At 58.7% G+C, this 2,628-nt stretch carries 2 protein-coding genes; both read left to right on the forward strand.

Translation table 11 applies throughout. The annotated features are described in order from the left end of the window. Positions 1 to 175 precede the first annotated feature (175 nt). Positions 176 to 1,729: an IS21 family transposase gene (istA, locus tag AX760_RS02880; RefSeq protein WP_071831325.1), complete on the forward strand. Its 1,554-nt coding sequence runs from the start codon at positions 176 to 178 to the stop codon at positions 1,727 to 1,729. Between the two features lie 16 nt (positions 1,730 to 1,745). Continuing rightward, a complete protein-coding gene (gene istB / locus AX760_RS02885; protein ID WP_071831326.1) occupies positions 1,746 to 2,522 on the forward strand; it encodes an IS21-like element helper ATPase IstB in 777 nt (258 codons plus the stop codon). The last annotated feature ends 106 nt before the right edge of the window (positions 2,523 to 2,628 follow it).

The raw sequence follows: 2,628 nt of genomic DNA on the forward strand, positions 1-2,628 counted from the left end.
TGCGTGTTTCACTAATTTCGGGACAGAGATTCCAGTAATTCGCGGACAGGGATTTCAGTAAATACGGGACAGCAATTCCACTAATTCCGGGACAGTTCCGGATGTGGATTTGTAGGTCGATTTTCGCAAGCGCCGTTCTGGCAGATTGCCTCCTCATCATCGGTTGAGAGGGGCCATGCCAAGACGGAAGCAAGCGAGACGAACGACAGTGAAAGACATTCGATCGATACTGCGACTGACGCACGAGCAGGGCCTTTCGGTTCGCGCCGTTTCGGAACGCCTGAAGATCAGCAAAACCTCTGTGGCGACGTATCTGTTGCGAGCGAGGGAGACCGGACTTTCGGTCTGGCCGTTGCCTGCGGGCCTGGACGATGATGCCGCGCTGGAGCGACATCTTTTCCGGCGCGTTGGCCGGCCGCCACAAGACTTGGTCGAGCCGGATTGGCGGTCCGTTTCCGCCGAGCTGAAGCGCAAGGGTGTAACGCTGACGCTGCTCTGGCAGGAATACAGGGCGAGCCATCCCGACGGCTACGGCTACACATGGTTTTGCGACCGTTTTGCCGTCTTCGAACGCCGCGCTCACGCGACGTTCCGCAACCGTCATGAGGCGGGTGCGGTGATGCAGACGGATTACGCCGGCCACACGATCCCCATCATCGACCCTTCGACCGGCGTCATCCATTCGGCACAAATCTTTGTGGCGATGCTTCCCGCCTCGTCGTTGACATTCGCCTATGCCAGCTTCAGCCAGAAACTACCGGACTGGATCGAGGGTCAGGAACGGGCGCTGAGCTTCTTCGGCGGCGTCCCGAAGGCGATCGTGTGCGACAACCTGAAGGCGGGCGTCGCCAAGGCGCTATGGTTCGAGCCCACGCTCAACGCCACCTTCGCTGCCATGGCCGAACATTACGATACGACCATCCTGCCGACCAGAAGCCGTAAACCCCGCGATAAGGCCAAGGTCGAGGGTGCCGTGCTGATCGTTGAGCGTTGGATACTGGCTCGTCTCAGAAACCGTCGCTTCTTCAGTCTGGCCGATCTGAACGCCGCGATATCGGTTCTACTCGACGACTTGAACAACCGCCAGATGCGCCACATCGGCAAGTCTCGCCGGGAGTTGTTCGAGGAAGTCGAGAGAAAGGCGCTTGCGCCGCTGCCGGCAACGCCGTTTGACTATGCGGAGTGGAAATCGGCAAAGGTCCATCCTGATTACCATGTCGAGGTCGATAAGACTTTCTACTCTGTGCCGCACCGCCTGATCGGCCGACAGGTCGATGTGCGTCTGACCCACCGGGTGGTCGAGATATTCCTCGATCACAAGCGGATTGCCAGCCATGTCAGGCGTTCTCAGCGATCCGGGCATGTCACGGTCAACGAGCATATGCCCAAATCCCATCAGCGTTATGCCAACACGACGCCGGCATCGCTTTTGAACCAAGCGGCAAGGATCGGGGTGAACACCGCCATTCTGGTCGAGCGGATGATGCGCGATCGTCCTCATCCCGAACAAGGATATCGCTCGGCCTTCGGGATTCTGTCGCTTGCCCGCCGTTACGAGACGGATCGCCTGGAAGCAGCGTGCGAGCGGGCACTGATCATAAACTCCATCACCTATTCCTCTGTCGCCGCCATTCTCAAATCCGGTCTCGATCGAACCAAACCCCAGACCGATCCGGCAAAGCCCACCCCGCCGCACACCAACATCCGCGGCGGCTCCTATTATCAATGAAGGAAAGGAAAGACCCATGCTGACACATCCAACTCTTGACCAGATGCAGGCCCTTGGCCTGGCCGGAATGGCAACGGCCTATCGCGAACTTGCCGCTCAGAACAACAGCAGCGATCTCAGCCGCGACGAGTGGCTCGGCCTGATGCTTGACCGGGAAACGGCTCTGCGATCCGACAAGCGCCTGACCAACCGGCTTGCAGCTTCAAAACTCCGCTTTCCCGATGCCTGCATCGAGAACATCGACTTTGCCGCTCATCGCGGTCTCGACCGCCGCAACACGCTGTCGCTTGCGCAAGGGGCATGGTTGAAGGCGCATGAGAACATGATTATCACCGGCCAGACCGGCACGGGAAAAACCTGGCTTGCCTGCGCCTTCGGTCGTCAGGCTGCCCGGCTCGATCATTCCGTCCTGTATCTGCGCATGCCGCGTCTGTTCGAAGACCTTGCCCTTGCCCGGCTCGACGGCCGCTTCCCGCGACTGGTCGATAAGCTTGCCCGTGTCCAGTTGCTGATCCTCGACGACTGGGGAACGCACACGCTCACAGATCAACAACGCCTCGACTTGCTGGAAATATTCGAAGAACGCTATCGCCGGAAATCGACGCTCATCACCGCACAGCTCCCCGTAGCCCAGTGGCACGACATGATCGGAGAACCGACCATCGCAGACGCAATCCTCGATCGGATCATCCACAATGCGCACCGCATTGCCCTTGAAGGCGACAGCATGCGACGGCAAAAAACACCATCCCACTTGACCGGCGCTGAAAACGGCGAAATCAATCGCTCATGACTTCAACCAGGCAGGCGAAAATCGACCACACCAGGCTGTCCCGGAATTAATGAAAACACTGTCCGCGATTTAGTGAAACCACTGTCCCGTTCTTCCGAAATACGCA

It is taken from the genome of Pararhizobium antarcticum, from assembly GCF_001885585.1.
Lineage (GTDB): Bacteria > Pseudomonadota > Alphaproteobacteria > Rhizobiales > Rhizobiaceae > Pararhizobium > Pararhizobium antarcticum.

What these genes read in the sequence shown, in the direction of transcription:
- istA (WP_071831325.1), top strand. Translation starts at nt 176, where the DNA reads ATGCCAAGACGGAAGCAAGCGAGACGAACGACAGTGAAAGACATTCGA.
- istB (WP_071831326.1), top strand. Translation starts at nt 1,746, where the DNA reads ATGCTGACACATCCAACTCTTGACCAGATGCAGGCCCTTGGCCTGGCC.